At 36.6% G+C, this 25,263-nt stretch carries 30 protein-coding genes; 10 read left to right on the forward strand and 20 right to left on the reverse strand.

Annotation, left to right across the window (positions count from 1 at the left end; translation table 11 throughout):
- Nucleotides 1-43: 43 nt before the first annotated feature.
- Entirely contained in the window at nt 44-1,318 is a 1,275-nt protein-coding gene (locus BCF58_RS07300; RefSeq protein WP_121461162.1) for an acetyl-CoA hydrolase/transferase family protein, read from the reverse strand.
- A 29-nt stretch (nt 1,319-1,347) separates the two neighbouring features.
- Nucleotides 1,348-2,535: a homogentisate 1,2-dioxygenase gene (locus BCF58_RS07305; protein ID WP_121461163.1), complete on the reverse strand. Its 1,188-nt coding sequence runs from the start codon at nt 2,533-2,535 to the stop codon at nt 1,348-1,350.
- A 121-nt stretch (nt 2,536-2,656) separates the two neighbouring features.
- Here BCF58_RS07305 and BCF58_RS07310 point away from each other — a divergent pair, with 121 nt between their 5' ends.
- Both BCF58_RS07310 and BCF58_RS07315 read left to right on the forward strand, forming a co-directional pair.
- On the forward strand, nt 2,657-4,723 hold the full coding sequence (locus BCF58_RS07310; protein WP_121461164.1) for a TonB-dependent receptor plug domain-containing protein: 2,067 nt from the start codon (nt 2,657-2,659) through the stop codon (nt 4,721-4,723).
- 23 nt (nt 4,724-4,746) lie between these two features.
- Nucleotides 4,747-5,190 (forward strand): thioredoxin fold domain-containing protein, encoded by a 444-nt coding sequence (locus BCF58_RS07315; protein ID WP_228434755.1) that lies wholly within the window; start codon nt 4,747-4,749, stop codon nt 5,188-5,190.
- A gap of 1 nt (nt 5,191) precedes the next feature.
- Here BCF58_RS07315 and BCF58_RS07320 read toward each other — a convergent pair whose 3' ends face one another.
- Complete coding sequence (locus BCF58_RS07320) at nt 5,192-5,557, reverse strand: DUF1304 domain-containing protein (RefSeq protein ID WP_121461166.1); 366 nt, start codon at nt 5,555-5,557, stop codon at nt 5,192-5,194.
- Nucleotides 5,558-5,622: 65 nt separating this feature from the next.
- Here BCF58_RS07320 and BCF58_RS07325 point away from each other — a divergent pair, with 65 nt between their 5' ends.
- From BCF58_RS07325 to BCF58_RS07335, 3 genes are all read left to right on the forward strand, one after another.
- Nucleotides 5,623-6,195, forward strand: a complete 573-nt coding sequence (locus BCF58_RS07325; protein WP_121461167.1) for a Crp/Fnr family transcriptional regulator — start codon at nt 5,623-5,625, stop codon at nt 6,193-6,195.
- A 63-nt stretch (nt 6,196-6,258) separates the two neighbouring features.
- Nucleotides 6,259-6,687, forward strand: coding sequence for a DoxX family protein (locus tag BCF58_RS07330; RefSeq protein ID WP_121461168.1), 429 nt, complete (start codon nt 6,259-6,261; stop codon nt 6,685-6,687).
- 6 nt (nt 6,688-6,693) lie between these two features.
- A complete protein-coding gene (locus BCF58_RS07335; RefSeq protein ID WP_121461169.1) occupies nt 6,694-7,137 on the forward strand; it encodes a carboxymuconolactone decarboxylase family protein in 444 nt (147 codons plus the stop codon).
- Between the two features lie 136 nt (nt 7,138-7,273).
- Here BCF58_RS07335 and BCF58_RS07340 read toward each other — a convergent pair whose 3' ends face one another.
- The 4 genes from BCF58_RS07340 to BCF58_RS07355 form a co-directional block, all read right to left on the reverse strand.
- The gene (locus BCF58_RS07340) at nt 7,274-7,948 is read right to left on the reverse strand and encodes a type 1 glutamine amidotransferase domain-containing protein (RefSeq protein WP_121461993.1); all 675 of its coding nucleotides are present in this window, start codon (nt 7,946-7,948) and stop codon (nt 7,274-7,276) included.
- Between the two features lie 82 nt (nt 7,949-8,030).
- Nucleotides 8,031-8,318: a putative quinol monooxygenase gene (locus BCF58_RS07345; protein ID WP_121461170.1), complete on the reverse strand. Its 288-nt coding sequence runs from the start codon at nt 8,316-8,318 to the stop codon at nt 8,031-8,033.
- Between the two features lie 3 nt (nt 8,319-8,321).
- Entirely contained in the window at nt 8,322-9,206 is an 885-nt protein-coding gene (locus BCF58_RS07350) for an NAD-dependent epimerase/dehydratase family protein (RefSeq protein ID WP_121461171.1), read from the reverse strand.
- A 4-nt stretch (nt 9,207-9,210) separates the two neighbouring features.
- A complete protein-coding gene (locus tag BCF58_RS07355; protein WP_121461172.1) occupies nt 9,211-9,825 on the reverse strand; it encodes an NAD(P)H-dependent oxidoreductase in 615 nt (204 codons plus the stop codon).
- Between the two features lie 105 nt (nt 9,826-9,930).
- Here BCF58_RS07355 and BCF58_RS07360 point away from each other — a divergent pair, with 105 nt between their 5' ends.
- Nucleotides 9,931-10,827 (forward strand): LysR family transcriptional regulator, encoded by an 897-nt coding sequence (locus tag BCF58_RS07360; RefSeq protein ID WP_121461173.1) that lies wholly within the window; start codon nt 9,931-9,933, stop codon nt 10,825-10,827.
- Here BCF58_RS07360 and BCF58_RS07365 read toward each other — a convergent pair.
- Nucleotides 10,804-11,271 (reverse strand): GNAT family N-acetyltransferase, encoded by a 468-nt coding sequence (locus BCF58_RS07365; RefSeq protein WP_121461174.1) that lies wholly within the window; start codon nt 11,269-11,271, stop codon nt 10,804-10,806. The two genes, BCF58_RS07360 and BCF58_RS07365, sit on opposite strands and share 24 nt — an antisense overlap.
- On the reverse strand, nt 11,271-11,705 hold the full coding sequence (locus BCF58_RS07370; RefSeq protein WP_121461175.1) for a GNAT family N-acetyltransferase: 435 nt from the start codon (nt 11,703-11,705) through the stop codon (nt 11,271-11,273). The genes BCF58_RS07365 and BCF58_RS07370 overlap by 1 nt, the downstream gene beginning before the upstream one ends.
- 125 nt (nt 11,706-11,830) lie before the next feature.
- Here BCF58_RS07370 and BCF58_RS07375 point away from each other — a divergent pair, with 125 nt between their 5' ends.
- From BCF58_RS07375 to BCF58_RS07385, 3 genes are all read left to right on the forward strand, one after another.
- Complete coding sequence (locus tag BCF58_RS07375) at nt 11,831-12,706, forward strand: aldo/keto reductase (RefSeq protein ID WP_121461176.1); 876 nt, start codon at nt 11,831-11,833, stop codon at nt 12,704-12,706.
- Between the two features lie 122 nt (nt 12,707-12,828).
- Complete coding sequence (locus tag BCF58_RS07380) at nt 12,829-13,530, forward strand: DNA alkylation repair protein (protein ID WP_121461177.1); 702 nt, start codon at nt 12,829-12,831, stop codon at nt 13,528-13,530.
- 35 nt (nt 13,531-13,565) lie between these two features.
- The gene (locus BCF58_RS07385; RefSeq protein ID WP_121461178.1) at nt 13,566-14,633 is read left to right on the forward strand and encodes an NAD(P)H-dependent flavin oxidoreductase; all 1,068 of its coding nucleotides are present in this window, start codon (nt 13,566-13,568) and stop codon (nt 14,631-14,633) included.
- Between the two features lie 100 nt (nt 14,634-14,733).
- On the opposite strand, the gene BCF58_RS07390 is transcribed toward BCF58_RS07385, so the two are convergent.
- The 11 genes from BCF58_RS07390 to BCF58_RS07440 all read right to left on the reverse strand — a co-directional run bounded on the left by BCF58_RS07390 (nt 14,734) and on the right by BCF58_RS07440 (nt 24,544).
- Nucleotides 14,734-16,071 (reverse strand): UDP-N-acetylmuramate--L-alanine ligase, encoded by a 1,338-nt coding sequence (locus BCF58_RS07390; RefSeq protein ID WP_121461179.1) that lies wholly within the window; start codon nt 16,069-16,071, stop codon nt 14,734-14,736.
- Between the two features lie 5 nt (nt 16,072-16,076).
- Complete coding sequence (locus tag BCF58_RS07395; RefSeq protein ID WP_121461180.1) at nt 16,077-16,514, reverse strand: hypothetical protein; 438 nt, start codon at nt 16,512-16,514, stop codon at nt 16,077-16,079.
- 12 nt (nt 16,515-16,526) lie between these two features.
- On the reverse strand, nt 16,527-17,333 hold the full coding sequence (locus tag BCF58_RS07400; protein ID WP_121461181.1) for a lysophospholipid acyltransferase family protein: 807 nt from the start codon (nt 17,331-17,333) through the stop codon (nt 16,527-16,529).
- A gap of 27 nt (nt 17,334-17,360) precedes the next feature.
- Nucleotides 17,361-17,990, reverse strand: a complete 630-nt coding sequence (locus BCF58_RS07405; RefSeq protein ID WP_121461182.1) for an NUDIX hydrolase — start codon at nt 17,988-17,990, stop codon at nt 17,361-17,363.
- A gap of 670 nt (nt 17,991-18,660) precedes the next feature.
- Complete coding sequence (locus tag BCF58_RS07410) at nt 18,661-19,308, reverse strand: response regulator transcription factor (protein ID WP_121461183.1); 648 nt, start codon at nt 19,306-19,308, stop codon at nt 18,661-18,663.
- A 220-nt stretch (nt 19,309-19,528) separates the two neighbouring features.
- The gene (locus tag BCF58_RS07415) at nt 19,529-19,999 is read right to left on the reverse strand and encodes an OsmC family protein (RefSeq protein ID WP_121461184.1); all 471 of its coding nucleotides are present in this window, start codon (nt 19,997-19,999) and stop codon (nt 19,529-19,531) included.
- A gap of 2 nt (nt 20,000-20,001) precedes the next feature.
- Entirely contained in the window at nt 20,002-20,484 is a 483-nt protein-coding gene (locus BCF58_RS07420) for a hypothetical protein (RefSeq protein WP_121461185.1), read from the reverse strand.
- A gap of 12 nt (nt 20,485-20,496) precedes the next feature.
- Entirely contained in the window at nt 20,497-21,423 is a 927-nt protein-coding gene (locus BCF58_RS07425; RefSeq protein ID WP_121461186.1) for a PD40 domain-containing protein, read from the reverse strand.
- Between the two features lie 90 nt (nt 21,424-21,513).
- A complete protein-coding gene (locus BCF58_RS07430) occupies nt 21,514-23,073 on the reverse strand; it encodes an Rne/Rng family ribonuclease (RefSeq protein WP_121461994.1) in 1,560 nt (519 codons plus the stop codon).
- A 369-nt stretch (nt 23,074-23,442) separates the two neighbouring features.
- Nucleotides 23,443-23,733 (reverse strand): HU family DNA-binding protein, encoded by a 291-nt coding sequence (locus BCF58_RS07435; protein ID WP_002984212.1) that lies wholly within the window; start codon nt 23,731-23,733, stop codon nt 23,443-23,445.
- A 139-nt stretch (nt 23,734-23,872) separates the two neighbouring features.
- Nucleotides 23,873-24,544: a response regulator transcription factor gene (locus BCF58_RS07440; protein WP_121461187.1), complete on the reverse strand. Its 672-nt coding sequence runs from the start codon at nt 24,542-24,544 to the stop codon at nt 23,873-23,875.
- Between the two features lie 178 nt (nt 24,545-24,722).
- Here BCF58_RS07440 and tssO point away from each other — a divergent pair, with 178 nt between their 5' ends.
- Nucleotides 24,723-25,259, forward strand: a complete 537-nt coding sequence (tssO, locus tag BCF58_RS07445; RefSeq protein ID WP_121461188.1) for a type VI secretion system TssO — start codon at nt 24,723-24,725, stop codon at nt 25,257-25,259.
- Nucleotides 25,260-25,263 lie beyond the last annotated feature (4 nt).

Consider the following 25,263-nt stretch of genomic DNA (forward strand, 5'->3'; position numbering starts at 1 on the left):
TATAAAAAATAATTAATTAAAATAGCAAAATTAATGTAAAATTTTAATGTTTGAATCTTTCATATGCGGCTTTTTCCAACATTTCTCTATCATCAGGGTGGGCAATGCTGATAAGCTCCTGGGCTCTTTGGCGCAGGCTTTTTCCGTATAAATAGGCGGTTCCGTATTCTGTTACCACATAATGGATATGTCCTCTTGTCGTAACAACGCCTGCTCCCTGCTTGAGGAACGGAACAATCCTGGAAACGCCTTTTTTTGTTCTCGCCGTAATGGCAATGATGGGCTTTCCGTCTTCACTTAAGGCAGCCCCTCTCATAAAGTCCATCTGACCTCCGATTCCGCTGTACTGTAATGTTCCTATAGAATCTGCACAGACCTGTCCGGTAAGGTCGATTTCAATGGCAGAATTAATGGCTACCATTTTTTTATTCCGCATGATATTGATAGGGAAGTTAACATCACTCACATCCTTGAATGCAAATACTGTATTATCATCCACGTAATCATATAGCTTTCTTGTTCCAAAGCAGAAGCTGGTAATGGTTTTATTATCGTTATATCCTTTGTATTTATTATTAATTACATCATTCTGGATCAGATCAATAACCCCGTCACTCAGCATTTCGGTGTGAACTCCCAGATCTTTATGGTTATTCAGACATTTCAGAACAGCATCAGGAATCGTACCTATCCCCATCTGAAGGGTTGATCTGTCTTCAATGAGCTCGGCAACGTTCTTTCCGACCATCATTTCCTCGGGGCCTACTTTTGAACCGTAATCTACCGTTGGAAGCTCTTCTTCATGCCAAACCAATTTGTGGATTCTACTCACATGGATCATCCCGTCACCATGGGTTCTCGGCATTCTCGGATTTACAATAGCGACAATTATTTTTGCGGTATCTACGGCGGCTCTGGCAACATCCACCGAAGTTCCCAATGTACAGAAACCATGTTTATCAGGTGGAGAAACCGTCACCAGTGCTACATCGAGTGGTAAAATGTTTTTTCTAAACAAGATAGGGATCTCGCTTAAAAATACCGGAACAAAATCCCCTCTGTCAGAATTAACGGCATCACGAACGGGAGTGGAAACGAATAAAGAATTAATAAAAAAGCTGTCTTTATATTCCGGTTTGGCAACCTCTACATTTCCTTGCTGTGTGATGGAAACCATCTCTACATTATGGAGACGGTGAGACTGTCTTGCCAATTCATCAATCAAGTAGTTAGGAGTACATGCGCTTCCATGAAAGAAGACGCGGTTTCCGCTTTTTATGGTATATACAGCTTCTTCTGCACTAATATAATTGTACATATTGATATTTTTGATATGATGTTATGCAATTACTCTTGTGAGCGATCTTCCAGTGTTTTATCGTTTTCTTCCAACCAGGAAGTTTTGTAGGACGGATCTTCTACTTTTAATGCTTCTTCCGTAATTTTCAAGGGGCGGAAAGGGTCAACCATCACAGCATATTCTTCAGTGAACTTTTTCCCGATACTTCTCTCCATAGCGCCCGGATGAGGTCCGTGAACAATTCCCCCGGGGTGAAGCGTAAAGTCCATCAAGTCAATATGATTACGGCTCATGAAATCTCCTTCCGTATAGAACAACACTTCATCAGAATCAATATTGGAGTGATTGTAAGGGGCAGGAATTGCCATTGGATGATAATCGTACATTCTTGCACAGAATGAGCAAACTACAAAGTTATGGCCCTCAAAATTCTGGTGAACCGGTGGCGGCTGGTGAATCCTTCCTGTAATCGGTTCAAAATTTTTGATATTGAATTTATAAGGGTAAAAGTAACCGTCCCAACCTACTACATCGAATGGATGGGTAGCGTAGATGAAATCTGTGATCTGGTTTTCTTTTTTTACTTTAATGAGAAATTCTCCTTTTTCATCTTTGGGTTCAACGAAAGTGGGAGCAATGATATCTCTTTCGCAGAAAGGAGAGTGTTCCAATAACTGCCCGAATTCATTTCTGTATCTTTTCGGGGTATAAATCGGAGAGTGGCTTTCCAGTACGAAAAATACGGTGTCATCAGATTTCAGTTCAACCTGATAAATCGTTCCTCTCGGAATGATCAGATAATCACCAACGAAAAATTCTAAATCTCCCACAAAAGTTTTTAAAACTCCATTTCCCTGATGAACGTATAAAAGCTCATCGCATTCTGCATTTTTATAGAAGTAATCCATCGATTTTCTCGGCTTGGCCAATCCCATTTTCAGATCATTGTTCAGCAAAAGGATTTTTCGGCTGTCCATAAAATCGTCTTCAGGAGTTACATTCATCCCTTTGAACATTCTGGGTGTAATGTTTTTCTCAACAGCGATTTTTGGTGTAACATCTTTTGCCGGTCCTATAGATTTTATCTGCGTAGGACGGTGGATATGATACAACAAAGAAGAAATACCATGGAAACCTTCCGTTCCGAAAAGCTGCTCATAGTAAAATTGATCTTCCGGAGATTTAAAAATCGTATGTCTTTTTTGTGGGATATTTCCCGCTAGATGATATCTCATTTTACTTTAAATGTAGTTTCTCAAATTTAATAATTTTTCATGAATTGATTTTAACAACATTTATCATGTTGTTTTGTAGTTCTAAAAATAATTGTTAGCTTTGTCTAACAATTTTAATTTCATGACGCGAATATTATTTTCTATTGTCCTATTATCATCCTATTGCTTTTCTCAGGAGGCGGACAGTTTGCAGTTGAATCCAAGCGAAAAAGATTCTCTGGCAGGTCCTAAAAAAGAAATCAAGGCGAAGCTGATAGATGATGTAGTCATTACCGGAACCATAAAGCCGATCAGCAAGTCGAAAAGTCCGGTAGCGGTAGAAATTTACAGTCAGAAATTTTTTCAGAAGAATCCTACACCCAGTATTTTTGAAGCCATTGCAATGGTCAATGGAGTAAAACCTCAGCTCAACTGTTCGGTTTGTAATACGGGAGATATCCATATCAATGGATTGGAAGGTCCATATACCATGATTTTGATTGACGGAATGCCGATTGTAAGCTCACTTTCCACGGTATACGGTTTAAGTGGAATCCCAAACAGCCTGATTGACCGGATTGAAGTGGTAAAAGGTCCGGCTTCGTCTCTGTACGGCTCTGAAGCGATGGGAGGAGTTATCAATATCATTACTAAAAATGCTTTGACCGCTCCTCAATTAAGTGTTGATGTCATGACAAGTACCTGGAGTGAAAATAACCTGGACTTGTCGACAAAATTTAGTCTTGGGAAAAATGTTGCGTCCTTATTAAGCCTGAACTATTTTAATTTCAGTAAAAGATTTGATCAGAATAAGGATAATTTTACCGACGCCGCCTTACAAAACAGAGTTTCTGTTTTCAATAAATGGAATTTCCAAAGAAAAGAGAACCGACAGGCGAGTTTTGCCTTAAGATATTTATATGAAGACCGATTCGGAGGAGAAATGCAATGGAATAAGTCTTATCGAGGAAGTACTGAGGTCTATGGTGAGAGTATTTATACGAACAGGGTAGAAGCTTTCGGGGTATATCAATGGCCGGTCAAAGAGCAGGTGATTACTCAATTTTCTTATAATTATCATAATCAGGATTCTTTTTATGGGAGTAACCCGTTTGATGCTTTGCAGAAAGTAGCTTTTGTACAGACGTATTGGGATAAAAAATGGGGAAGTCATGATATGATCTTAGGACTGACTTTCAAAAAAACTTTTTATGATGATAATACTCCAGGAACCTTATCCGCAGATGGGTTTACCAATCAGCCGATGAAGTCGCCGATTTGGGGTGCCTTTATACAGGATCAATGGGAGATAGATTCTAAAAACACTTTATTGTTGGGATACAGATATGATTATGACAAAATCCATCACTCTGTTCATTCACCGAGATTCGCCTGGAAATTTTCTCCTAACCCTTACCATACTTTACGTTTCAATTTCGGAACAGGTTTCCGGGTAGTAAATTTATTTACAGAGGATCATGCGGCATTGACGGGTTCCCGTGAAGTGGTGATTAAAGCCAATTTAAAGCCTGAAAAATCCATCAACGGAAATCTGAATTATGTCTGGAAAATTCCTGCAGGAGATCGTATGATCAATCTTGATGCGTCTGCATTTTATACGTATTTCAGCAATAAAATTGTCGGGGATTTTGATACGGAACCGGATAAAATTATTTATGATAATCTTCACGGATATGGTATTTCAAGAGGAGCTTCTATAAATGTGGATTACAGTTTCAGTTTTCCTTTGAGCATTAATTTGGGAGTCACTTATCTTGATGTATATCAGAAACTGGATGGTGAAAGTGAGAAATCTCAACAATTGCATGCTCCGAAATGGAGCGGAACTTATAATCTATCCTATAAATTCCCGAGTAATGTGACTGTTGATTTCACAGGTCAATTTTACGGACCTATGCGGTTACCTGTTTTACCGGATGATTACCGTCCTGAATATTCACCATTTTATTCTTTGGCCAATATTCAGGTGTCTAAAAGCTTCAGGTCAGGATTTGAAGTTTATTGTGGTATGAAAAATCTGTTCAACTTCACTCCGAAAGATCCTTTGATGCGGCCGTTTGACCCGTTTGACCAATATGTTGATGATCCGGTGAACAATCCGAACCATTATACTTTTGATACAACCTATGGTTATGCTCCGATGCAGAAGATCAGAGGGTTTTTAGGCGTAAAATACATTTTAAAATGAAAGTGATTATACATATAGTTTTAATGTTAGTACCCTGTTTTTATCTTTCACAGGTAAAGACAGGTACTTTTTCTGAACTGGAAACCATGCGGGAAGAACAGGCTAAACCTGTTGTCATTCATCTTTATACGGATTGGTGTGCGGTTTGTAAAATAGAATCTTTTACCATGAATAAGGATGAAGAAGTGGTAAAAATGATGAATAAAGATTTCTATTTCATCAATTTTGAAGCGGAAAAAACCAAAGAGAAAATCCGTTTTCAGGATCAGGAATTTACTTATTTATCCAGTGGAAATACAGGAATTCACCAACTGGCTTTAGCTTTGTCTAAAAATAAAAACCAGCCTGTTTACCCTTTATGGATTTTTCTGGATAAGAACCAAAATCTGGTGTATTATCATGAAGGACAACTTAAGCCTGAAAAATTAAAACAGAAATTGCTGGAAATTTCTTCCCAGTTTAAATAATTTATTTCAAAAGTACTGCGATTATAGCCAAAATTGCTGGGAGTGCCTGGACAAAAAATATTTTCTTGGTGGCAGAAATAGCTCCGTAAATTCCGGCCACAGCTACGCATCCCAGAAAAAAAAGGGCAATATTGGTTTGCCACTTCTGATCTTCAATAAAAAAAGACCAAATAAGGCCGGCTGCAAGAAAACCGTTGTACAATCCCTGATTGGCCGCCAATCCTTTGGTAGGTTTGAACATTTCCGCAGGCAATGCCGATTTGAAAACTTCTTTACCCTTGGTTTCCCAGGCAAACATTTCCATCCACAGAATATAAAGGTGTTCCAGTGCTACAACAGCGATCAGAATTTTGGCAACAATTTCCATGATTATTGTTTTTTGTCATTGTAAAACTAAAAAAATAAAGTTAAGTTTGAATACTAAATTACAAAATGGACACATTCAAAGCACATTTAGATAAATTTATTACGGTAAATGATGAAGAATATGCTTCTATCCTTTCTTTTTTCCAGGTACAGGAAGTTAAGAAAAAACAGAGTCTGATGCTTGATGGAGACGTCTGTAAGAATTTGTATTTTGTCGTGAAAGGTTGTCTCAGAAAGTTTTTCACCAATGCAAAAGGAGTGGAGCAAACTACGGAATTTGCTATTGAAAACTGGTGGATCACAGATACGTTTGCTTACGAAAGGCAGATCAAATCTGAGTTTTGTATTCAGGCCGTTGAAAAGTCTTCTATTTTAGTAATTGATCTTCAAACCCAGGAATTACTGTTGAAGAAGCATCCGGTGATGGAGCGTTATTTCAGGATGGTCTACCAGAGAGCTTATGCTGCATCCGAACGAAGAATCCGTTATCTATACGAAATGTCAAGAGAAGAGCTGTATGTACATTTCAGTACCCAATACCCGTGGTTTATTCAAAGAATTCCTCAATACCTCATTGCTTCTTTTTTAGGATTTACTCCGGAATACCTCAGTGAGATCAGGGCGAAATTACGTTCTTAAACCAGTTTAAGATTATTACGGTTGAGAAACCGGAACTTTGTCATGTAATTAAAAGCCAACATCATGACTAATCAAAAAATTCAGTTTCAACAGTTGTTTTTGAGATTTGCCCTTGGGATAACGATGCTTTCTGCCGTTGGAGACCGTTTCGGATTTTGGGGTAAAAATTCTGCATGGGGAAATTGGGGGAATTTTGAAAAGTATACGCAACAGCTCACTTTCTTTCTTCCGGAATTTCTAAGCAGAACCTCAGCCTACGCAGCTACTTTCTTAGAAATAGTTTTTTCCTTGATGCTGATTTTAGGATTTAAAACCAGAATGGCAGCATGCGGAACAGGATTTCTGTTACTGGTTTTTGCTTTGTCCATGACGATCGCCTTGGGAGTTAAAGCTCCGCTTGATTATTCTGTTTGGGTGGGAAGCGCAGGTGCCTTTTTAATAGCCTCTCAACAACAATATTCTTTTAGTATAGATCAATTAACCAAAAAATAATTCAATATGAGTACAAGACTTAACATCGCTACAACGGATGCCGCAGCTTACAAAGCTATGATGGGACTGGAAGGCTATCTTCAGAACATTTCTTTAAACCCTATTCAGAAAGAACTGATTAAGATCAGAGCATCGCAGATCAACGGATGTGCTTTCTGCCTGGATATGCATACGAAAGATGCCATCAAATATGGGGAAACTCCACAGAGAATTTATCTTTTAAACGCCTGGAGAGAAGCAGCAGAGCTGTATACGGAAGAAGAACAAACTCTTTTGGCGATGACGGAAGAAATTACTTTGATCAGTCAAAAAGGATTGACTGAGGAAACCTATTACAAAGCAAAACAGCTTTTTGATGAAAGTACAATCGCACAGATTATTATGGCTATTGTGACCATCAATTCATGGAACAGGATTGCAATCAGTACGCATCTTCCTATTATGAAGTAATTTCAGGAACACAGTTATTTACAAAAAAGAGCTCTTCAATTTCGAAGAGCTCTTTTGTATAGAAAAATTAAAAGCATTCGAATGTCATTCCGACATAAGAAGGAATCTCTCCATTTAATCTTAATGATTCAGCTTTTTATTTTTTTAATTCTTTTAAAATAGCTTCACCAACACTTTTTGCAGATTGAGGGTTCTGTCCGGTGATCACTCGCTGATCGGCTACCACATGATTCTGCCAAAGCTCTGATTTTTCAAATTTTGCTCCTCTTTCCTTTAATTTGTCTTCTAAAAGGAAAGGAACTACGTTCGTCAGTTTCACTTCAGCTTCTTCTTCATTGGTAAAAGCATTGATCTTTTTTCCATCTACTAAATATTTTCCATTGCTTAGCTTGATGTTCACCAAACCTGCAGGACCATGACAAACACCCGCTACGATTCCGCCGTTCTCATAAATTTTTGAAGCGATTCCTGCCAATTCAGTGTTATCAGCCAAATCCCACATGGCACCATGGCCTCCTGCATAAAAAATAGCTGAATAATCAGATGGGTTTACCTGAGAAGGCTTTAATGAATTGTCGATTTTATTTTTATATTCTTTGTTTTCCCAGAATTCCTTGTTCACAGGATCACTTAAATCAAATCCGTCAACAGGTGGAGTTCCGCCTTTCGGGCTTACGAAATCAATTTCGTACCCTGCTTGATGAAGAACCTCCCATGGATGGGAAACTTCCCCTAAATAATATCCTGTATTTTCTCCGGTGTTTCCTTTTTTGTCATGACTGGTTACGACAAATAAAATTTTCTTTTTCATTGTAATAGATTTTTTGTTTTGTGACTGGAATAAGCTTATTGACAATAAACTTATGAATAAAAACACTAATTTTTTCATACGGTTAGATAATATGAGTTGTATATATTTGTGGTTTTTCCTGTAATTTTTCATCAACCAAAGCTCCGAAGGCCCGGATATAGGGCTGTTGGTTATGTAAAGCCAACCCTTCTTCATTTTTCCAGATTTCGTAGAAAACAAATTGATTTTGGTCTTCAATTCCCTGATGCAGGCTGTATAACTCACAGGCTTCTTCTTTTCTGGTTTCTCCGACCATATTTTGAAGGGTTTTCAATACTTCAGTTCTGTATTCTTCCTTTGCTTTGATGATGGCTGTAAGATAAATTTTCATAGTTTACACATAATTTTCAATCGATTGATGTTGTGGTTTCCAGTTCAATTCCGTTTTGGCTTTATCGGCGTTGCATAGACTATTGGATGCAAACCCGAAATATCCTCCTGCAGGACCAAATTGGTTAACAGCTTCCTGAACTGTCACCGATTGTGCAGGTTGCAGTTCATAGCGTTCACTTATTTTTTCTGCTAAATTCTTTATTGTTGAAGAACCGTTTTCCGCATAATAGAGAGAACCCGCTTTTGCCTTTTCCAGTGCGAGTACATAAAGATCTGCAAGATCTTCAATATGAACGTTTGACCAGATGTTTTCCCCTTTTCCGAAGTAAACTCCAAAACCTTTCTCTTTGGAGAAATGAGTGAGAGCAGGAAGCTGAATGCTGTCTTTTTTAAGACCCAAACCTTCTCCATACACCATAGTAGGAACAATAACGATGCTTCTCACATTTTTTCTGGCAGACTGAAGGATATGCTGATTGATGAGTACCCTTGAAGCCATTTCCAGTCTTGGCTGTAATGGAATATCTTCTGTAAATACAAAATCATTTTTCTCTCCATTCTCTTTTCCACCAAATATCGCTGAGCCGGAAGTGAAAATAAATGTTTTCCCGCTTCCTTCCAGCGCATTCACGATACTGTCTGCAACATAGGCATCATCTGCAGAATCCGCATTATGAATAATAGCATCCGCATTGGAAATTGCTGATCTTAAAATTGTTTCATCATGGATGTTTCCTACGACTGTTTCAATTCCGGCCGCTTCCAGTTCTTGAGCATGAACTTCATTACGGATCAGGCCAATTACTGTATAATTTTTATCCAGCAACTTCTTAGCTATGGTTCCACCGATGTACCCGGTGATTCCTGTAATTAATATTCTTTTCATCAGATTACACTAATTCTGGTTTCAGCTCTTTTTCAAAAACATTTTCAAGATGTTCTCTGTACAGTTTCATATCGCGTTCTACGTTCGCGTTTTTCTCTACATCATGGAAGTGGAAACTCTCCATTTTTTCTAAAGAAACAAAGGCATTCATTCTGTGAAATCCAAATAACGGTCCATTATCCACACTGGTTTCGTTAAAAAATTCTCCAGGGAGTGTAAAAGCGGTTGCAGGAGCATTCCAGCTTGTTGTTACCATATATTTTCTTCCTCCGAGCATTCCTCCGGTTCCGTAATTGATTTGCGGGTTTTCAGGCTTTCTTCCGTCACTCATATAAATTCCTTTAGCATGTCCGGCGGTGAAAACTTCATCGATATATTTTTTCAATCCGTTCGGAAGCTGGAACCACCAGATCGGCGTGTGATAGATGATGTAATCTGCCCAAACGAATTTCTGAACTTCTTCATTTTTATCATAATCTCTATCTACATGGGTGATCTTTACCTCTACATTTTCGAACTTTTGTAAAACCTCTAACGTGTTTTCTGTAATTGTTTTATTATATCTTCCTCCGGAATGTCCGAAGTTTTGTCCCCCGTTGATTATTAATACTTTTTTCATTGTTTTTGATTTGTTAAATTTTACAATGCAAAATTAGTTTCGATTTTTGTATAATAAAAATAATATAAATTATACCTTTGTATTATAATTATAATAATTAAAGTGATGGTTAATTTAGAATGGTACCGTACTTTTAAAGCGATATATAAAACCGGAACCTTAACGGGGGCTGCAGACTCCTTATTTATTTCGCAACCGGGAGTAAGTTTACATTTAAGCTCTCTGGAAGCTTATGTAGGCTATAAATTATTCGACAGGACCGGAAGGAAAATGATTCCGACCGAGAGAGGAAAAGTCCTGTTCAATGCGGTTTCCGAACCATTAACCAAGCTGGAAGATGTAGAAAAGAACTTCCAGAAATCTACGGAAAAACATACTCCGACCATCAGTGTGGGAATGTGTTTTGAAACATTTCAGACGACTTTGGAGCAATATGTTTCGACGTTGCCGTTTAATCTGATCATCTGTTTCGGAGAATATCCTGAAATGCTGGATCAGCTGGATAAAGGAATCCTCGATCTGATCATTACGCCTAAAAAAGGAGTTTCTCCAAATATCAGTCATGAAGCCTTTTCATCAGAGCAAATTATTCTGGTAGGTGGAAAAGATATTGATACCGATAGTTTTAATGATACCGTAAAAAACAAGGGTATCGAACATGTAGAAGAATGGTTGAAACAGGAGAAATGGTACGGAACAACAGGAGATATGGAGCATCTTTTCCAGTTCTGGATTCTTAATTTCGGGCATAAACCGAATTTCCGACCGAATTATATTGTCCCGAATTTAAATTCAATCATCCGTTGTCTGAAAGGGGGAACCGGATTGGCTGTAGTTCCTGATTTTTTATGCCGAAATGAAATTGAGAACGGAGAAATCAAGCTTATTTGGGAAGGAGAAAAGAAATTGGAAAATACGCTGTATTTCGGATGCAGGAAAAATACCAATTATCCGTCGGAGATTGACCATATCAAAGGATTATTCAGGCAGGTGATGAGCTAGAACGATCATATTGCGCATTTGCTTTCCGTTTTCGTAAATAGGGAACGGATAATTTTCTATAAAGAAATTTTTGCGGATCTCTTTTTTGATGAAACCGTTCCTTTCATAAAACCTGATCTGCTGGAATCCGGTATCCGAAGTTCCTACTATTAAGGAGGTATAATGATTTTGCCGGGCAATTTCTTTGGCTTTGTTGATGAGAATGCTCCCAATTCCCTGATTCCGGTAGTTTTCAATAACGGCTATGTTTTTGATTTCCAGTTCTAGGTTGCTGCTTGCATGCAAAGCCATTACCGCAATGTCCTCAGTTCCATCATTTAAGACATAGATGGAACAATTGAAAATATATTTGTTTATGGCTTCTACTGTTTCATCTGCCAATAAAAGTAATTGATACGGAATTTCTGAATCCGGATTAAGTATATTGAACGTCAATTTTTCCATTATAAACTCATGTGAATAAGAGGGTAGTCTTTTCCGGAACCATCCTTCTCCGATCTTCCCATCTGCTTAAATCCCATTTTTTTATAAAACCCGATTGCCTGAGGATTTTGTTCATTCACATCCACTTTGGTCAACCCGGTTGTCTCTTTCATGAATTGATATAGTTTTTTGCCATATCCTTTTCCACGTGAATCATTATGAATAAAGAGCATTTCCAGATTACTTCCTGCAACGGATGCAAAACCTTTTGCTTCGTCATTTTCAGTAAGCAAATATACATCGAGGTTGGGTAAATAATCTTTAGGAATCACTTCTTTGAAATAATTGAAATCTTCCTCCGTCAGAAAATCATGGGTGGCTTTTACGGCAGATTCCCATATTTCCATGATCCCGGGATAATCTTTTGGTTCTGCTAATCTGATTTGATGGGGCATTTTTAGAATTTAATACAAAAATAAACTATTCTGAAATTTTACACAGTCTATGGTTTTACCTATAAAATTTCAATTTTTTGTCGCAAATTTGTTTCACTTTACATAAACAACATAAATAAGGAGTTATGCAACAAAAGACATATTCAGGGCAACCTGTGATCAGATTAAATAACGGGGTGGATATTCCGGCTTTAGGGTTTGGAGTTTGGCAGATGGAAGACATGAAAGAGTGTGAAAACGCAGTGATCAAAGCTATTCATACGGGGTATAGAATGATTGATACGGCTTCTATTTACCTTAATGAAACAGCAGTAGGAGACGGGGTAAAAAATAGCGGAATAGACAGAGATGAGTTGTTTATCACGTCAAAACTGTGGGTTCAGGATCATGGATATGAAAAGGCGAAAAGTGCATTTCAGAGAACATTAAACAGACTGCAGATGGATTATCTGGATATGTATCTTATTCACTGGCCTTTCGGGGATTTCTTAGGAGCCTGGAAAGCGTTGGAGGAGTTATATAATGAAGGAAAAATAAAAGCGATCGGGGTATGTAATTTTACAGTAGAAAAACTAGAAGAATTAAAAGCTAATTCCAGTGTCTTGCCTGTGATCAACCAGATTGAGCTGCATCCGGTTTTCCAGCAGAAAGAACTTCAGGTATATGACAGGGAGAATAATATTGTGACCCAACCCTGGAGCCCGCTTGGAAATGGAAATGCAGAACTATTAAATAATGCAGAATTAAAAACTATCGCTGAAAAGTATCATAAAACAGTAGCACAGGTTATTTTAAGATGGCATCTGCAGGAAGGATTCTGTGTGATTCCTAAATCGGTAACACCTTCAAGAATTGAAGAAAACTTCAATATTTTTGATTTTGAGCTGATTGAAGATGAAATGAATGTAGTCCGTTCTCTGGATACAGGAAAAAGATTGTTCTTTGATCCGAAAGATCCGGCTTGGGAAGAGAAAATGCTGAGATCTGTAGCGGATATTTAATTATAATCTCTCGCAGATTGAGCTGATTTGGCAGATGATTGCTTTTAATTGTAAGGATAAATTTTAAAAATATTCAAAAAAATCTGCGTTAATCTGCGAGAGAAAATTTTATAAATGAAATCATGACTGCAGAACAATTCATAGAAAAACTTTCCACCTTCATCAATGAAAAAGAATTTGATAAGGTGGAGAAATTTTTTAAAGGAAACGATGGTGTTACAAAATCTTTCGGAGTGAAGTTTGGAGATGTTTTTAATACAGCTAAAGAGTTTTCCGCCATGCCTTTGGATGAGGTCAGCAAATTATTGGATAGTGATTTCTATGAAGTGAGAATGGGAGCGGTAAGTATCATGGATTTTCAGGCAGGAAATAAAAAGACTTCGGCGGAAAAGAAAAAAGAACTTTTCAATTTATATATTCTTCGTCATGACCGCCTGAATAACTGGGATTTTGTGGACAGAGCCGCAAGAAATATTATCGGCGAGTATTTAATTGACAAACCGAGAGATATTTTGTATCAGTTGGCAACATCTGAGAGTCCGTGGGAAAGAAGAACCGCCATTGTAAGTACTCATGCTTTTATTAGAAAAAATGATGTAGATGATACGTTCAGAATTGCTGAAATTCTTGTTCATGATTCCAATGAGTTAGTAAATAAAGCAGTCGGAAGTTGGGTGAGGGAAGCGGGTAAAAAAGATCAGAAAAGGTTGTTTGATTTTCTGGACCGATATGTGAAAACCATGCCTGCAGCTACTTTTTCGTATGCTATAGAAAAATTGGATACAGAGAGAAAGAAATATTATAAGGAACAAAGGAAGCGGTAGTGCTTCTTTTTTTATGAATTTTAAATCAATACATTATGTTTTGGTCAGATACTGATACTATAAGTAAAAGATTAGGCGTGAAATATCCGGTGATCCAGGCTCCGATGTTTGGAGTGAGTACTCCACAAATGGCTTCTGCCGCTTCTAAAGCCTATTGTCTGGGTTCATTGGCTTTAGCAGATCTTTCTGCGGATAAGTCTGTTGAGCTGATCAGAGAAACGAAAAAGCTTACGAATAAGCCATTTGCAGTTAATATCTTCGTTCATGACATTCCTGAAATCACAGATTCTTTACAGGAGAAATATATTCGCACAAAACTGTTCATAGAACAATTGGCAAAAGAAAATAGCATTGAGGTGAATCTTCCGAAATTGGAGGAAATAAAAGTAAACGGTTATCATGAGCAAATCGATGCCATTATTGAAGAAAACTGTAAAATCGTAAGCTTTACTTTCGGAAATCTGGATGCTCAAACGATCCTGAAATTAAAAGAAAATGGAGTAGTGCTTATCGGGACCTGTACTTCTGTGGAGGAAGCTTTACTATTGGAGAAATCCGGAATCGATATGATCTGTGTGCAGGGAATTGAAGCAGGAGGACACCGAGGAACTTTCGATGCTGAAAATATTCCTCAAATCGGAGGTTTGTCTTTGTTTTCTCAGGTTTATGACCATGTAAAACTGCCGTTGATTTATGCGGGCGGAATTTATAATGCAAAGACGTTGAAAGCCTCAAAAGATCTGGGAGCACAAGGTTTTCAGGTGGGAAGTATTCTTTTGGCTTCTCAGGAAAGTGCTTTACAGCCGTATGAAAAGGAAAGGCTAAAAAATGTGAATGAAAAGGATATTGTTTTGACGAGAAGTTTCTCGGGACGTTATGCAAGGGGAATTAAAAATAAGTACATCGAAACTCTTGACCATTCAGATTATATTTTACCTTATCCTTATCAAAATAAACTGACGAATGAATTAAGAAGGGTTTCAAAAACTTTGAACAATGCTGATTTTGTAAGCATTTGGGCAGGACAGTCGATTCATGATTACAGTGAGCTTTCTACGGAGGACATTTTGAGAAAGCTTATCCAGGAATGTGAAACATTATAAGTTTTAATAAAAAAAGAAAAGCTGTTTCAAATAGAGACAGCTTTTTATTTTTAAGATTTTTCACTTCACTTTGCTTCGTTCAGAATGACAAAATAATAAGTTATTTTGTTAAATCAAGACCTCCGAAATTTCCTGAGCTCATCATTAAATAAACTCCATTGGTTTTATCTAAAGTATCCCAATACGCATGAAGCTCTTCCGCATTGGTAAAAACTTTCAGATTATCATTTTTAAATTTTTCTTTGATAAGTTCGGGCGAAATAGGTTCCATTCTTTTGATCTTTAGAGCATCTTCCGAATAGAAAACCACGGCTTCATCCAGTCCGTCCATTGCATGATCATATTGCTCTAAGAAAACAGGATTCAGGCTTGAATAGGTGTGAAGTTCAAGGAAACCATATTTCTTTTCATTGTTGAATTGTTCCTGGAAAGCTTTTACGGTAGCCTTTACCTTACTTGGAGCATGGGCGAAATCTTTGTAAAGTGTTCCTTTATCTTCTCTTTCCACTTTTTCAAGGCGTTTGGAAGCTCCTTTGAAACTCATGATCGCTTCATAGAAATCTTCGTCCATAATTCCCAGTTGCCGGCAAATGTGTCTTGCTCCTTCCATGTTCAATAAGTTGTGGGCTCCAAAAACGGAAAGCGGAACATCTCCCATTTCGGTTTTTAGATATACTTTTCCGTTACTGATTTCATATTCGGGAGTTTTGTAAGGGATTTTTCTGAAATAATTTTCAGCACCTTCTACCACCTTCACTACTTCCGCATCTTCTTCGTTGTATACCAAAACACCTCCCGGAGTAATGCTCGCTACAAATCTTCTGAACTGTTCCACATAGTCGTCAAATGTTTTGAAAACATTGATGTGATCCCATGCAATTCCGCTCATTAAAGCGATATTCGGTTGGTATAATAAAAATTTAGAGCGCAGGTCAATAGGAGAGGAAAGGTACTCATCACCTTCCAATACCATAAAATCGTTGTCCTGGGTCAATTTTACCATGCAGTCGAAGCCTTCCAACTGTGCACCCACCATGAAATCCACCTCTTTCTGATGAAAGTTCAGAACATGAAGAATCATTGAGGTGATGGTTGTTTTACCATGGGAACCGGCGATTACCACGCGGGTTTTATTTTTAGACTGTTCGTAAAGGAATTCCGGATACGAATATATTTTCAGCCCCAATTCTTTTGCTTTGGCCAGTTCAGGATTATCCTGATGGGCATGCATTCCGAGAATAACAGCATCGATATCGGAAGTGATCTTTTCCGGGAACCAACCCATTTCCTGAGGTAAAATTCCTTTTTTCTCAAGTCTTGATCTGGAAGGTTCAAAAATGGCATCATCTGAGCCTGTCACCTGATATCCTTTATCTTTTAATGCAATCGCAAGGTTATGCATGGCGCTTCCGCCAATAGCAATGAAGTGGGTTTTCAACTTATTTACTGTTTTTTAACATTGTTATTAATGATCTCCTGGAAAGCATTCATAATATTGTTCCAGTTGGTTGTATAATTCGGCATGATCAAACTTGCATCTGTTTTACTTCCTTCATTAGGCCCTTTTTTTATATTGATAGAAGTAGTAATGTTGTCATATAATTTCTTTCTGTCTTCCTGTATACTTCTAAAATTATTTTGGGAAAGCGTTTTGTTAAGCTTTTTTAAGTCTTCCTCCGAAATCTTAAAATCCTGCTTAAACTTTTTTCCCTGTCCTTCAAAAGAGTAGTGGGCGTTGTGATCTTTGATCAGTAAATTCTCATATATCGGTGCATAACCTCCGTTTCTGGAATAACTGATATCAAAATCCGAATATACTTTTTGACTGTTACATGAAACTAATACTATGATTGTGAATAAGATCCCTATTATTCTTTTCATATTATTTTTACTTTAATTATCTGAATCCTTTTGTTCTAATTTTTTAGCTTTAAGTTCTTCATCATAACTGTGTAATACATTGAAATCTTCTGTCTGCTCTATGGCAGTCATGATTTTCAATAAAATTTCATGTGCGTTTTCTTTGTCGTAGTCGATCTCAAGAGGAGCTTTGAATTCCATGGTAGGTTTTACGCCTGTCACCTTTACCCGGAGCCCTTTTTTATCGAACGCTCTTCGGAATCCGTTAATTTTAATAGGGATTACGATAGGGCGTTGATTTTTGACCAGTTTGGCCGTTCCTCTTCTTCCTTGCGCAAAAGCTGATGTAGTACCCTGAGGGAAAGTAGCTACCCAGCCATTGTCTAAGGCCTTCATAATATTATCCACCTCACTCATATCCACCATTCTGTTGACGTTCTTACCTTCAGCTCTCCAGGTTCTTTTTACCGTTACGGCACCTGCAATTTTGAAGATTTTGGGAAGAATGCCCTTATTCATGGTTTCTTCTGCGGCAACGTAATAGAAGTCTATTTTTGGGTTAAGCAGATAGATCGGGTTTTTAATTGTATTTAAATATCCGTTATTGACGGCGCAGAATGCATGATACATTGCTGCAACGTCTGCAAAATAGGTCTGATGGTTGGAAACGAACAATACGTTTGAATCAGGAAGATCCACCAGGTGTTCAGTACCGGTGATTTTCAGTTTATTAAAGCCGTTGAATCTTCTGTAAGATACAACTCCTAAAATAAAAATAATGAACCTTTTTAAAAAATAAGGTGTTCCGAATGCATCGGTGAAAATATTCTTCTTCGCCATCTCTCAATTAAACACGGTGCTGCAAAGTTACATATTTTTCAGCAACTGACTGAATTCGCTTAATATCATTGCTGTAGCTCCCCAGATAATATATCCGTTGAAATTAATTACAGGAACCTCATGTCCACCTGCACTGGGCAAGGCCATGATTTCAGGTTGATCCGGAAGGCCTAAAAAAGAAGTCACCGGGAATTCTATGGTTTCCACCGCTTCGCTTTGCTGCAAAACGAAAAGCGGGTTCTTTTTAGTATATGAAATATACGGGTACACATAAAAATTACTTGGCGGAATGTAGATGGGAGACATTTCCCGAATAATTCTCACGTAATGCTTGTCAATCCCTATTTCTTCCGAAGTCTCCCGAATAGCAGTCTCCGCAAAATCCTGGTCCATCTCTTCACGTTTTCCTCCCGGAAGAGATATTTGCCCGCTGTGCCTGTCGTGTTCGTTTACAGTTCTCTGGATCAGGGGAAAATACCATTCATTGTTCTTCAGATACATCAGGATATTTACAGCCGCAAATTTTGGATTTCTTTCTAAAACTTCGTTGTAGGTAAATACGGGACGATACGGAGGGGAAAAAACGCCGTGGGCATTTTCTCCGGGTAATTCCGCACTTTTAATTTTCCTCAATAAATCTTTTCCAAAATTTTCCATACATCAAATTTAGGAATATATCTTGAAGAAATGAAGAGGCTTAACATTAATTAACCCTTCTATTCAGGATGTGCAAAACATGTTTAGCGTTTAACTATAAATACGGGTTTTGAAATAAATAACGGGAAGCAGCGGTATTCTTCTTTTTCATTGGAAATACATACCTAGAAACCGTGATTTTATAATTTTACCAGATTTATGTGTTTTCTGATGTAGGGTAATGCAGTATCTTTATAAAAAAATTAATACCATGTTTATATCGAAAGGAAGTGTAGGTACCCTTTACATTCTTTACCCGTAAATTGCAGCCGATGTACCGGGATGTTGACACGATACATAATTGACAGTCAATTTCCAGAATTAATATTTGCAAAGTGCTGATATTCGGATTTTAGAGTAATGGGATCATACAGATACATCTTGAGAATATTCTTAAATACAAATGATGAAAAAAATTATCAAAAAACACAAATGATGAAAGTTTACTCCTTAAGCTTGTAATTTTTATCTTCTTGTCCGTTCTGCATTACGGACAGGAGGATAAAAAATAAGGAGAATTCTTGAAAAATGAAGTATTTATAACATAAAGCCAGAATTAAAAATACTCAAATCAAAATTCCAAACCAGAAATGGTTTGGAATTTTTGTGTCTGATATGTGTTATGATTGTATTAATCAATAATATGATTTTCAATAGCATACTTTACGACTCCTACAGAATTTTTTACGTTTAACTTTAAAAGAATTCTTTTGCGGTGGGTTTCTACGGTATTGATGCTAATGAAAAGTTTTTCGGAAATATCTTTGCTGCTGAGTCCGTCGCAGATAAGCTTCAGTATTTCCATTTCGCGCCTGGTAAGCGGATCTTTGATGTGCAGTTTTTCCTGATTCTGATCCTTACTAATGAAATTAATCATCCTGTTTTTGGCATGGTCACAGATATAAATCTCATTTAATAGCAGTGCCTGTATGGATTTCAAAAACTCATCATAGGTGCTGTTTTTATCCAGGTAACTTTTGATACCCTTGTTAAAAAGCCTTCTGATGTCTATAACATCATAATTGTTCCCGATAATAATGATTTTTATGTTTTTGTTTTTTTGAGTGATTTTTTCGACATATTTGCAGATATCGGTAAGTACCCACATGTTTGAGCTGATCATAAGATATTCCGGTGGGTCTTCGCTCAAAAGTATAGAAAGAGCTTGCGGACAATTACAAATCTGAATGCTGGCAAAAATTTCACTCTGTTCAAGGAGTTTTGACAAACCTTCTGTATACAACAGCGGTTCGTCAAAAATAGTTAATCTTGGTTTCATCACGGTTTAGTTTTATTTATATAAAAATATAAAAAAAACTTGATATTTGAGTGAAATATTTAAAAATATGTGAAATTTATTAAAAATAAATATAATATTTTTTATGTTTTATTGAATAATATTAAATAATTCTCTTGTTGTTGAATTTTAGCATATATTTTTTTAGAGTTATTTGTTATAATTATCAGTATATCAGTTTGTTTTAGTGTTGTTTTTGAAGTTATTTTACTGATACGGTAGGGTTGTGTTTTACAGGGAAGTTAACAGAGTTGGCGATGAAACAAAATTCATTAGCTTTATGGTGGAGATTATTGGCTTTTTCTATCATTGATTCATCGGTAACAATAATTTCCGGATATAAAGTTACTTCTGTAAATTGGCCGCTTCCATTTGCTGTTTCCATCATGATTCCCGTTGCATGGTCTTTATAATCTGTTACTATAATGCCTTCCTTGGAACAAAAATGCAGGTACCACAGCATGTGGCACGAAGATAGTGAGGCCAAAAGCATTTCTTCCGGGTTATACTTTGTTTTGTCCCCCCGAAAAGCGGGATCGGAAGATCCTTCGATGATCGCTTTGTTTTCTACAGAAATGGTGTGGCTTCTTTCATAATTACGGTAGCCATTGGTTCCTGTTCCTTTATTTCCTGTCCATTGAATAGTCGTTTTATAGTGATGTTCTTTATTCATTTTTAATTTTTATTATTACGATTATTTTCTTCCAGAATTTTTTCATTCCCAATTACAGGTCTCTCTCGATTTTGCCAAATGAATTTATAACCTGTATCTATAACCTGCATCTCCCAGTCTCTTCTGAATTTGAATACCTGATCGGGCATCACAGCAACGAAAATAACTAAAGATGAAACTGTAATAGTGATTGCCCACAGAATTATTATCAAAATTTTAGAAATATTGATTACTAAGACATATTTATGAATGCAGAAAATGATCAGAAACCAGAATGTAAGGTGTGTAAGAAGGTCTGCGACAAATTCAGCAATAAAAATCTGCAGAGACATTGAAGTATGCCATCCATCAGACACATAAGGTAAAGGAAACCCCATCATCATAGTATCCGGAGCATCCACCGGCAATACATACCACCATTTTGTAAAGATAAATAATGAAATGATTGTCAATGGGATTATTAATGTCAGTAATAAACGTTTCATCGGATTTTATTATTATTTTATTTTAAAGGGTACCTGGTAAATTTTACTTAAACCGTTTTCTCCATCATTTACATACTCTTGAAATTCTGAAATATTTTTAAACCTTTTGGGAGCCAGATTATTTCTTCTGCTTGTAAAATATAAGATTTGGTTACTTTCATCATAGAACGGACAGTATTCCATATATTTTGTATTGATGGGGATACCTAAATTCTCCGCTTTCTGCCATTTTCCGTCCGGATTCTTTCTTGCGATGTAAAGATCACCGCTTCCTTGTCCTCCTTTTTCATTGTATTTTGTGAAAAGGATAAAGTTTTCTTTTTTGGAAATAAAAGCATTGAATTCATAACCGCTGCTGTTTATATTTTCATCCAGGAGTTGAGGTTCAGAATAGGTGTGGTTTTCCCATGTACAGAAATAAATATCATCCTTTCCCAATCCTTTGGGAGATTCCATGGTGAAGTATAGGTTACCGTTATCTGCAATGGTGGGGTAGAACTCATTCATTTCAGAGTTTACTGGTTTACCGATATTTACCGGTTTTGACCATTCGGAATTTTTATTTTTCCTTTCGACATACCAGATATCAAAATCTTTTTTTTCGGTTTTATTTGTATCCAGAGGTTGATCGGAAATAAAGTAAAGACGATTTCCACTGTTAGTTAGAAATGGTTCTAAATAAGAATAGGTATTATTAAATGACAAAAGTTGAGGTTCAGACCATGTATTTTTCTCTTTTTTGATATAAGCGATTTGAGAAACCTCCTGATTGGGGCTTTGTATGGTAAAAAATGCCTCATTTCCATCTTCTGAAATAGAAAAATCCCTTACGTTAAGAAATTGGTTGAGTTTTTTATTGAAGAGCGTGATGGCATTCTGGGTTTGGGCTGCTATTATGTTGGTAACCAGAAGGAAAATGATGGGTAACAGTGTTTTCATGGTTGTGCTTTTACTTTTTAAGTTTTGTACCCCCTAATTTAATAATTTAAATAAAAAAAAACCTCCGGAAAGCCGGAGGTTTGTATTTTGTTAATTAGAATATCCTGTCAATTCTTCTTTATCGGAATTATAAATTCTGTATTCTAAGTATTTAAAAGAATCCCTTGGGATGATGGTGACCCATTTCTTATATTTCATGAACCATTTCATCTGGACACTTTTGATTCCTTTGGTAAGGTAAGCCTCCACGAACGGATGCACGTGCAGATATAATTTTCCTTTTTCTTTCTGCATAATATTTCTGATGGTTTCTTCCATTCTTTCCACAATAACGATCGGAGCTACAATTTCTCCATCTTTATTCGGGTTTTCTTCTTTGGTTTCGATCTGTTTTTCCGGACGGTTTCTTTGTCTGGTTATCTGGATCAGACCGAATTTACTCGGAGGTAAAATCTTGTGGCGTGCTTTGTCACGCTTCATTTCTTCTTTCAGATGTTCGTACAAATCTTTTCTGTGATCCGGGTTAGGCATATCAATAAAATCGATAACGATAATCCCTCCCATATCACGGAGACGCAATTGCCTTGCGATTTCTGTGGCTGCCATTTTATTTACTTTTAAGGCATGTTCCTTATTGGCAGTATTTCCGACGGTAATATTATTTCCGGAATTAACGTCGACAACGTGTAGGGCTTCAGTGTGTTCAATCACAAGATAAGCACCTTTTGAACTTGGAATATTAACGTGTTTTCCAAAACTTTGCTTAAGTTGTTTTTCAACATTATAATATTCCAGAAGAGGAATATGAGAATCGTAAAACTGGACAATATTTTTTCTTTCAGGTGCGATGATTTCCAGATAGCTCTTCATTTCTTGAACCATTTGCTCATCGTCGCATATAATGCTTACAAAGTCCTGATTGAAGTTGTCCCTTAAAATAGCGGAAGCTTTATCTTCTTCGCTTAAAACTTTGGCCGGAACCTTATTTCTCTGTATGTTTTTGAATGTGGTTTCCCATTTTTCGATCAGCTGGTTCATGTCATTGTGAAGATCGGCTACCTTTTTTCCTTCGGCAACGGTTCTGATGATGACCCCGAATCCTTCGGGCTTGATGCTTTCAATTAGAGTTCTCAGTCTTTCTTTTTCTTCAGAGCTTCTCACTTTTTTAGAAATGGAAACCTTATTGTCAAAAGGGATTAGGACCAAAAAACGTCCGGTTAAGGAAATTTGTGTTGAAATTCTCGGTCCTTTTGTGGAAATAGGTTCTTTAGTGATTTGAAGCAGGACAAGGTCATCTTTGGCGATTACTTTGTCTACTGTTCCGTTTTTGTCAATTTCCGGTTGTATTTCAAAGTTCTTTAGGCTCGAAGTATTTTGTTTTTTAGAAATCGTATCTTTTAAAAACTTTCTGTACGTAAGATATTGTGGGCCGAGATCCTGATAATGCAGAAAAGCATCTTTATCATAGCCTATATTTACGAATGCGGCATTAAGATTGGGTGCCAGTTTTTTTACTCTTCCAATGAACAAATCTCCAACTATAAAATCACTTTTGTCTTCTTCCTCATGAAGTTCACATAGTCTTCCGTCTTCCAGCAAAGCAATCTTTGTAAATACATCTTCATGCGAAACTATTAGTTCTTTCTTCATTTTGTTATAAGATAAATGGTTTAAGATTGTAGGAAATAGACATGGGTTTTTCTCAAATAAATCAGTTTTCAATTTAAGAATTACTAAGGAAAACTGCAAATGCTATATAAAAAAGAATATAAAGTCTTTTATTTCTGTATAATCTTAATAGTTGTAAAACAAAAATATAGTCGGCGAACTTTTAAAAACTAAAATCACCAACTATATTATTATATTGTAGATCTCGAAAAAAAGAGATTATTTTTTCTTATGTCTGTTTGCTCTTCTTCTTTTCTTTCTTTTGTGAGTTGCAACCTTGTGTCTTTTTCTTTTCTTTCCGCTTGGCATAATTTTAATTTTTAGTAACTAGTTAATATTCAGTTAATGTTGTTATTTTACTGCAACTTTGGTTTTTACTTTCTCAACAAAAGATTTTGAAGGTTTGAAAGCAGGAATGTTGTGTGCAGGGATTTCAATTGCAGTGTTCTTAGAGATATTTCTTCCCGTTTTAGCAGCTCTTGTTTTAATGATAAAAGAACCAAAACCTCTTAGATAAACATTATCTCCATTGTACATAGAAGTTCTGATCTCCTGCATAAAAGCTTCTACAACTTTCTGTGTTTCATTCTTTTCGGTTCCCAACTTATTTGAGATGGTGTTTACCAATTCTGCCTTTGTCATTTCCTTTTTTAATTTTAAATTTTAGGTGTGCAAATTTACTTAAAAAAATTGAATACTAGCAAATTAGTGACAAAATATTTTTTGGTAATTGATTGAAGTTTTTATGTTTACTATATGTGAATGGTATCTTAAATGAGATTTAAGTGCTGGAATTATAGTAACCGTTTTCCACACAAAAGCGGATAAGATGGAACTTGGTTTTCAGTCCCAGTTTTTCAGTAAGCCTGTTGATGTAAGTGTCAATCGTTCTGGTGCTTAGGTTGAGTTTTTCCCCTATTTCCTTATTGCTGAAACCTTCATAACAGAATTTCATAAGCTGTATTTCGGTAGGAGATAATTCCTCTTGGCTTTTCTTCTGGCGTTCCATATATTCCTGTACTGCCAAAGGCTGTTGCTCCCATTCTTTGGTATAAGATTCGTAATCAAAAGTATTGGATGTTACTTTTCCTTTGATGATATCTTTAATGATATTACTTTTTTTCTCACAGTAATATAAGTTTGGGACCTTGGCGAGAATTTCTGCCATATCTTCCTGATAGGTTCCGGAATAGGTGATAATAGGCGTTTCGTTATTGTTTTTGCGGATATATTTTATAGCTTCAATTCCGCTTAATACCGGCATGAACAGCTCGACGATGAATACGTCTTCCTGTCTTCTATAAATCCTGTTCACAAGCTCGTGCCCGTTGTTACAATCATTAAGAAGCATGTAAAACGGACTTTCCAAAAGCGTTTTAATCATGATTTTTTTAAAATAAAAATCACTGTCTGCTATGGAAAACCGCACAGTATTAGTTAATAATTTACTCATTTTAATATCGATTTGGTGACTGATATTTAAAATTCAGAGGCCTAATTTATGAAAAACTTATGAAAGTGAAAATTAATCTTAAATTAATTAATTGCGTAGTGCTTTTGTGCTAAAAAAATATAATTTTTGTGCATAAATTTTTTTTTCATAATTTCACGATCCAAACAAATCACAAAATATGTCTTCGAATAGGGAGAAAAAGTTAAACCAATCAGACGTCAGGATGGGCATTTGGAAGTTTGCTCTATCCTTTATCGTTTTATCTGCGGTCTCTTTCTGCTGTGTTTTGTTCTTTTTCAAGAGTTATGACACGCAAAGAGAGGGAATAAGCAAAGAAGCAGAAGCCTACAGAGAGTTGCTGAGCCGTAGCGATCTCTTAAGAACCCATGTCGACAGTATTTATTACAGAATGAACCAGCTTGATATCAGCAAGGTGGATAATGAAATTATTCTCAGAAACTACATTATGGAAAACGTAATGGATGCCAAGAATATTATGGGGAAAGACAGTATAGATAACTTTAAGCATTATGCTGTCCTGATGAAACAGATAGAGCCGATGCTAAGCCTCAAAAACCAGATTATTAATGTTTCTTATCAAAAGCAGAGAGTGCTCCGGGATCTGGAAGAATGTATGGGCAAAGTGGGAAGAGCGAACAGTGAATTGAGAGAAGATCCTACCAGAAAGTTTTCAGGAGGGAGGAGAAGAAGATAAAAAC

Source organism: Chryseobacterium defluvii, assembly GCF_003634775.1.
GTDB lineage: Bacteria > Bacteroidota > Bacteroidia > Flavobacteriales > Weeksellaceae > Chryseobacterium > Chryseobacterium defluvii.